The sequence below is a fragment of the Clostridium sp. ZBS15 genome (assembly GCF_023845705.1).
In the GTDB taxonomy this organism is placed as follows: domain Bacteria; phylum Bacillota; class Clostridia; order Clostridiales; family Clostridiaceae; genus Clostridium; species Clostridium aquiflavi.
Genome location: NZ_JAMQHY010000060.1, coordinates 23,711 through 30,943, shown reverse-complemented (window position 1 = coordinate 30,943; position 7,233 = coordinate 23,711). Strand labels below are relative to the sequence as shown.

General features: G+C 31.2%; 6 protein-coding genes. All 6 read left to right on the top strand.

The window, feature by feature from the left end; genetic code table 11:
• The first annotated feature begins 42 nt into the window (after window positions 1-42).
• Window positions 43-1,125, top strand: a complete 1,083-nt coding sequence (gene leuB / locus NG904_RS15575) for a 3-isopropylmalate dehydrogenase (RefSeq protein ID WP_252232566.1) — start codon at window positions 43-45, stop codon at window positions 1,123-1,125.
• A gap of 6 nt (window positions 1,126-1,131) precedes the next feature.
• Window positions 1,132-2,790 (top strand): dihydroxy-acid dehydratase, encoded by a 1,659-nt coding sequence (ilvD, locus tag NG904_RS15570; protein WP_252232564.1) that lies wholly within the window; start codon window positions 1,132-1,134, stop codon window positions 2,788-2,790.
• Window positions 2,791-2,921: 131 nt separating this feature from the next.
• The gene (gene ilvB / locus NG904_RS15565) at window positions 2,922-4,595 is read left to right on the top strand and encodes a biosynthetic-type acetolactate synthase large subunit (RefSeq protein ID WP_252232563.1); all 1,674 of its coding nucleotides are present in this window, start codon (window positions 2,922-2,924) and stop codon (window positions 4,593-4,595) included.
• Window positions 4,596-4,615: 20 nt separating this feature from the next.
• A complete protein-coding gene (gene ilvC, locus NG904_RS15560; RefSeq protein ID WP_252232561.1) occupies window positions 4,616-5,632 on the top strand; it encodes a ketol-acid reductoisomerase in 1,017 nt (338 codons plus the stop codon).
• Window positions 5,633-5,949: 317 nt separating this feature from the next.
• Window positions 5,950-6,192: a GIY-YIG nuclease family protein gene (locus NG904_RS15555; RefSeq protein ID WP_252215135.1), complete on the top strand. Its 243-nt coding sequence runs from the start codon at window positions 5,950-5,952 to the stop codon at window positions 6,190-6,192.
• 33 nt (window positions 6,193-6,225) lie between these two features.
• Window positions 6,226-7,227: a LacI family DNA-binding transcriptional regulator gene (locus tag NG904_RS15550; protein WP_252232559.1), complete on the top strand. Its 1,002-nt coding sequence runs from the start codon at window positions 6,226-6,228 to the stop codon at window positions 7,225-7,227.
• Window positions 7,228-7,233 lie beyond the last annotated feature (6 nt).

Genomic DNA, 7,233 nt, shown 5'->3' with positions numbered 1-7,233 from the left:
TAAACAAGTTTACACTATCTAAAAATAATGGGGGGACTATTTATGAAATATAATGTGACTGTAATACCAGGGGATGGGATAGGCCCTGGTATAGTAACAGAAGCTATAAAAGTATTGAACGTAGTGGGGAAAAAGTTTGGACATGTATTTGAATATGAATATGTAATGGCTGGAGGATGTTCTATTGATAAAACTGGAGAAGCTCTTCCAAAGGAAACTCTAGATATATGTAAAAAAAGTGATGCTGTTTTGTTAGGTGCTGTGGGGGGACCAAGATGGGATAATCCAGATGCAAAGGTTAGACCTGAACAAGCATTATTAGGATTAAGAAGTGGAATGAATCTTTATTGTAACTTAAGACCAGCAGTATTATATGAACCTCTTAAAAATGCATCACCACTTAAAGATGAAATAGTTAAAAATGGAATAGATATTGCTATTGTAAGAGAGCTAACAGGAGGTATTTATTTTGGTGAAAGAGGAAGAGAAGAATTAGAAGGCGTAGAATCAGCTTATGATACAGAAAGATATAGCACTGTTGAAATAAAGAGAATAGTTAAAATTGGATTTGAAACAGCAATGAAGAGAAATAAAAAATTAACATGTGTTGATAAGGCAAATATACTTGAAACTTCTAGACTTTGGAGAAAAGTAATTGGGGAAATCTCAAAAGATTATCCAGAAGTTAATGTTAATTATTTATATATAGATAATGCATCAATGCAACTTGTAAAAGATCCAACTCAATTTGATGTAATTGTAACTTCTAATATGTTTGGGGATATTTTATCTGATGAGGCTAGTATGATTACAGGATCTATTGGAATGTTACCATCAGCATCATTAGGTGATGGGACTTTAGGAATGTATGAACCAATTCATGGTAGTGCACCTGATATAGCAGGTAAAGGAATTGCAAATCCATTAGCAACAATATTATCTGCAGCCATGATGCTTAGATATAGTTTTAATTTAGAAAGTGAAGCAAAGCTAATTGAAAGTTCAGTGTTATCAGTTTTGGAAGATGGTTATAGAACTGGAGATATAATGAGTGAAGGAAAAATTAAAGTTGGAACTAATGAAATGGGAGATTTAGTTTGTAAAAAAATAAATAAGGGGGAATAGTGATTTATGAAGAGTGATGTTATAAAAAAAGGTCATGGAAAAGCAGCTCAAAGATCACTTCTTAAGGCTTTAGGATTAACAAATGAAGAAATTTCAAGACCTATTATAGGAATAGTTTCATCACAAAATGAGATTATTCCAGGTCATATGAATCTTGATAAAATAACTGAAGCTGTTAGAAAAGGAATTTTAATGTCTGGTGGTACGCCACTTGTTATACCTACAATTGGGGTGTGTGATGGTATAGCAATGGGACATGAAGGAATGAAATATTCTTTAGTTACAAGAGAACTTATAGCAGATTCTATTGAGTGTATGGCTAAAGCCCATGCTTTTGATGCATTAGTCTTAATTCCAAATTGCGATAAAATTGTGCCGGGTATGGTTATGGGTGCTTTAAGAGTTAATGTTCCATCAGTTGTTATAAGTGGGGGACCAATGCTTGCAGGAAAACATAAAGGAAAAGATATTTCTTTAACTACAATGTTTGAAGCTGTTGGATCATATGAAAATGGAACAATGGATGAAAAGGAATTATGTGATTTAGAAGAGTGTGCATGTCCGACATGTGGTTCATGTTCAGGAATGTTCACAGCTAATTCTATGAATTGTTTATGTGAAGTATTAGGTATAGCGTTACCTGGAAATGGAACTATACCAGCAGTTTTTTCTGAAAGAATAAGACTTGCTAAAAAAGCTGGAATGGCTGTTATGGATATGTTAAAAAATGATATTAAACCAAGAGACATTATAAATGAAAGAAGTATTATGAATGCACTTAAAGCTGATATGGCACTTGGATGTTCAACTAATAGTGTGCTTCATATAACAGCAATAGCAAATGAAGCAAAGGTTGATATGAATTTAGATATAATAAATGATTTATCATCAAAAACACCAGATCTTTGTAAGTTGGCACCAGCTTCAAATATTCATATTGAGAATTTGTATGCAGCAGGTGGAATTACTGCAATCATGAATGAACTCTCTAAGAAAGATATTTTAGATTTAGACTGTATTACTGTTACAGGAAAAACACAAGGGGAAAATATTAAAGGGGTAACAGTTAAAGACTATGAAGTCATTAGACCAATAGATAATCCGTATAGCGAAAATGGAGGAATAGCAATACTTAGAGGAAACTTAGCTCCAGATGGTGCAGTTGTAAAAAGAGCAGCAGTTTTACCGAAGATGTTAGTTCATGAAGGACCAGCTAGAGTATTTAATTCAGAAGAGGAAGCAAATTCAGCAATTTTTAATAAAAAAATAAATCAAGGTGATGTAATTGTAATAAGGTATGAGGGACCTAAAGGGGGACCTGGAATGAGAGAGATGCTTCAGGCAACAGCAGCAATTGCAGGTATGGGACTTGATGATTCTGTTGCACTTATAACTGATGGAAGATTTAGTGGAGCTACTAGAGGTGCATCTATAGGACATGTTTCTCCAGAAGCAGCATCTGGTGGAATGATTGGATTAATAGAAAATGGAGATATTATTTCAATAGATATAAATAATGCAAAATTAGAAGTTAAATTAAGTGACGAAGAAATTCAAAGAAGAAAACTTAAATTTAAACCACTAGAACCAAAAGTAAAGGATGGATACTTATCTAGATATGCAAAGCTTGTAAGCTCTGCCAGTGAAGGTGCAATATTAAAGTAATGTTCTATGTTTTAACAAAGCGTTGATACATGCATAAGCAAAGTGGCATTGTATGTATCAATGCATATTTTCAAAACATAGTTAAATTAATACGCAAATAGCAATAAGTATAAAGCAAAGGGGTGAATAAAATGTTATTAACGGGGGCTGAAATATTGATAAAGTCTCTTGTTGATGAGGGTATAGACACAGTTTTTGGATACCCTGGAGGGGCTGTTTTAAATATATATGATGAATTATATAAATATAAGGAGAAAATTCGTCATGTTTTAACTTGTCATGAACAAGCAGCTGCACATGCTGCAGATGGATATGCAAGGGCAACTGGTAAAGTTGGAGTATGTATAGCAACATCAGGACCAGGAGCTACAAACTTGGTTACAGGAATAGCAACAGCTTATATGGATTCAATTCCTATGGTAGCTATCACAGGAAATGTAGCTAAACCACTTCTTGGTAAAGATAGTTTTCAAGAAGTAGATATAGCTGGAATTACAATGCCTATTACAAAGCATAATTATATTGTAAAAAATATAGAAGATCTTCAAGAGGTAATAAGAGAAGCATTTTATATAGCTGAAGAAGGTAGAAAAGGTCCTGTTTTAATAGATATACCAAAAGATATAACATCTAATAAAACAGAATATAAAAAATTGATTCCTAAAAAAATAACTAAGGGAATAGATAAGATAAAAGAAGGTTCATTTCATGAGGCTATAAATTATATAAATAATTGTAAAAAACCATTTATATATGCTGGGGGCGGAATTGTTTCTTCTGAGGCAACAGAGGAATTAATAAAGTTTTCAGAAAAAATAGGAGCACCTGTATCTACTTCTTTAATGTGTACTTCTGAATTTCCATTTGATCATAATTTATATACAGGAATGATTGGGATGCATGGGACAAAAGCATCAAATATAGGTGCGACTCAATGTGATTTATTAATAGTATTAGGAGCAAGATTTAGTGACAGAGTTATAAGTGATCAAAATCATATTAAAAATGCAAAAATAATTCATATAGATATAGATCCAGCAGAAATAAATAAAAATATAAAAGTAGATTCATCAATAATTGGAGATTTGAAATATGTATTAAATAAATTAATACCGTTAGTAGAAAAAAAGGAAAATAAAGAATGGATTAATTTTATAGATTCTCTTAAAGGAGAAAAGCACATAGATGAAAGCAACAATGGGGAATTAACACCAAAGTTTTTATTTGATAAGCTGAATAAACTAAATGATAGTAGTTTTATAATTACTACTGAAGTTGGACAACATCAAATGTGGGCTTCTCAGTATTTTAATTATACTAATAGAAGAAGTTTCTTAAGTTCTGGTGGACTTGGAACTATGGGGTATGGCTTTGGAGCTGCTATAGGTGCTCAAATAGGTAAGCCTAATAAAAAAGTATTTAATATTGCTGGAGATGGAAGCTTTGGTATGAATTGCAATGAGATGGCTACAGCAGTTAAAAATAAATTACCATTAGTAGTTATAGTTATGAATAATAATGCACTGGGAATGGTAAGGCAATGGCAAACATTATTTTATGAAAAAAGATATTCAGAGACGACTTTAGATAGGCAAACAGATTATGTTAAGCTTGCAGAAGCTTTTGGTGCTAAGGGGTTTAGGGTTGAAAAAAGAGAAGATCTTGAAGAGACTTTAAAGAAAGCAATTGCCTCAAAAGAACCTGTTTTAATAGATTATGTAATAAGCAATGATAAAAAAGTTTTTCCTATGGTTGCACCTGGTGCACCCATTAATCAACTTATAAGTGAAGAAGATATAAATTAAATAATTAGGGGGACGTTAAAATGACAAAAATGTATTATGAAAAAGACACAGATTTAAATTTATTAAAAGGAAAGACTATTGCAGTAATAGGCTATGGTAGTCAAGGGCACGCTCATGCATTAAATGCTAAAGAATCAGGATGTAATGTAATTATAGGTTTATATGAAGGTAGTAAATCATGGGCTAAAGCAGAAGCACAAGGGTTTGAAGTGTTTAGCACAGCTGAGGCAGCAAAAAAAGCTGATATAATCATGATTCTTATAAATGATGAATTACAAGCAGCAATGTATAAGAAGGATATTGCACCAAATCTTGAAGCAGGAAATATGTTAATGTTTGCTCATGGTTTTAATATTCATTTCGATCAAATAACAGCACCTAAGGATGTTGATGTAACAATGATTGCTCCAAAAGGACCGGGACATACAGTAAGAAGTGAATATCAATTAGGTAAAGGAGTTCCTTGTCTTGTAGCAGTGCATCAAGATGCAACTGGTAAGGCTTTAGAAACTGCACTTGCATATGCAAATGCAATTGGTGGAGCAAGAGCTGGTGTGCTTGAAACAACATTTAGAACAGAAACAGAAACTGATTTATTTGGGGAACAAGCAGTTCTTTGTGGTGGTGTTTGTGCTCTTATGCAAGCGGGTTTTGAAACATTAGTAGAGGCCGGATATGATGAAAGAAATGCTTATTTTGAATGTATCCATGAAATGAAATTAATAGTAGATCTTATTTATCAATCAGGTTTTGCTGGAATGAGATATTCAGTTTCAAATACAGCTGAATATGGTGATTATATTACAGGATCTAAGATAATCACTGAAGAAACTAAGAAGACTATGAAGAAAGTACTTAAGGATATTCAAGATGGAACTTTTGCAAAAGATTTCTTATTAGATATGTCTGAAGCTGGAGGACAAGCTCACTTTAAAGCAATGAGAAAATTGGCAGCAGAACATCAATCAGAAGCAGTTGGTAGTGAAATACGTAAACTTTATTGTTGGAATAATGAAGACAAACTAATAAATAACTAATAAATTATATTAAGATGCAATATGGTTAGAAGAAGAACATAAATTTTTATCACAATTTTATGCACAGTTTTTGTAGATAACAATTTCATTTATTAAAAAAGTGTGGATAACTTTAAAAAATGTGGATTCATTAAATTTGAATCCACATTTTTATTTTACCCCTGGGGTGTAAAATTTTCCAAAAGTTAGATTCATAAATATATATTTATACGAAACTTATTTTATGCAAGCGCTTTTATTTATCATATAAAAATATTGACTACTTTATGTTATAATAGTTACTAATAACATATAAGAAAATTTTGGGGAATTTATATATGAATTATGTTTATATTTTAGAATGTTCAGATAATACTTTATATACTGGATGGACAAATGATTTAGAGAAGAGAATAAAAATGCATTCTTCAGGAAAAGGGGCAAAATATACAAGAGGGAGAACTCCAGTTAAACTTTTGTATTATGAAATCTTTGAAGATAAAAAAGAGGCTATGAGAAGAGAATATAAAATAAAAAGGTTAACGAGATTACAAAAGCAAGAATTAATAAAAACAAAATAACATATTTTAAGAATAGAGAATTTGGAGGATGTTATGAAGGTTACTATAAAAGAGGTTGCTAAAGAAGCAAATGTTTCAGCTTCAACTGTATCTAGAGTATTATCAGATAGCAGTCAGATTAGTGAAGAAACTAAAAGTAAAGTAAGAGAAGCTGTTAAAAAGTTAAAATATAAACCTAATGCAATAGCTAGAAGCTTAGCAAATAATAAAACAAGAATAATAGGTGTAATACTTCCCAATGAAGCACAAGATTTATTAACAAATCCATTTTTCATTCAAGCAATGAAAGGTATGAGTGTATATGCTCAAAGTAAGAATTATTATATTACTTATGCATTTAGCAAAGATGAAGCACACGAAGCACACCATGTAAAGGATTTTATAAGTAGTAATTTGGTAGATGGAATTTGTTTATTAAGAGCTAAATCTGATGATAGCAATATAAAATATTTAAAAGAAACAGGTTTTCCATTTGTTGTTATTGGTAGACCAGAAGAAACTGATGGAATTTTATGGGTAGATAATGATAACTTTAAAGCGACGTATGATTTGGTTAATAATTTAGCTAAGCGAGGAAAGAAAAAAATAGCTTTTTTAGGGGCTAGAAAAGAATGGAATTTAACTAAAGATAGAGTAAACGGATTTAAAGTATCATGCCAAATGAATGGAATTAATATAAAAGAACAATATATAATAATTAAAGAAGAATTTACTGAGCAAGAGGGAATTGAAGCTACAAAAGAACTATTGAAATATGGAATTCCTGATGCTATTGTAGCAGAAGATGATATGATGGCTTTTGGTGCATTGAAAGTCTTTAAAGAAAAAAATTTAAAAGATATTTCTATCATAGGATTTAATAACACACAATTAGCTGAATTTCAAAATCCACCGTTAGCATCTGTTGATATAAATGCATATGAACTAGGATATTATGCATCTAAAATACTAATAGATTCTTTAGAAAGTAATAATAAAGAGGTAGATCATTATATAATTGATACTAACTTAGTAATTAGAGATTCAATAAAATAATAAATT

What these genes read in the sequence shown, in the direction of transcription:
- leuB (WP_252232566.1), top strand. Translation starts at nt 43, where the DNA reads ATGAAATATAATGTGACTGTAATACCAGGGGATGGGATAGGCCCTGGT.
- ilvD (WP_252232564.1), top strand. Translation starts at nt 1,132, where the DNA reads ATGAAGAGTGATGTTATAAAAAAAGGTCATGGAAAAGCAGCTCAAAGA.
- ilvB (WP_252232563.1), top strand. Translation starts at nt 2,922, where the DNA reads ATGTTATTAACGGGGGCTGAAATATTGATAAAGTCTCTTGTTGATGAG.
- ilvC (WP_252232561.1), top strand. Translation starts at nt 4,616, where the DNA reads ATGACAAAAATGTATTATGAAAAAGACACAGATTTAAATTTATTAAAA.
- NG904_RS15555 (WP_252215135.1), top strand. Translation starts at nt 5,950, where the DNA reads ATGAATTATGTTTATATTTTAGAATGTTCAGATAATACTTTATATACT.
- NG904_RS15550 (WP_252232559.1), top strand. Translation starts at nt 6,226, where the DNA reads ATGAAGGTTACTATAAAAGAGGTTGCTAAAGAAGCAAATGTTTCAGCT.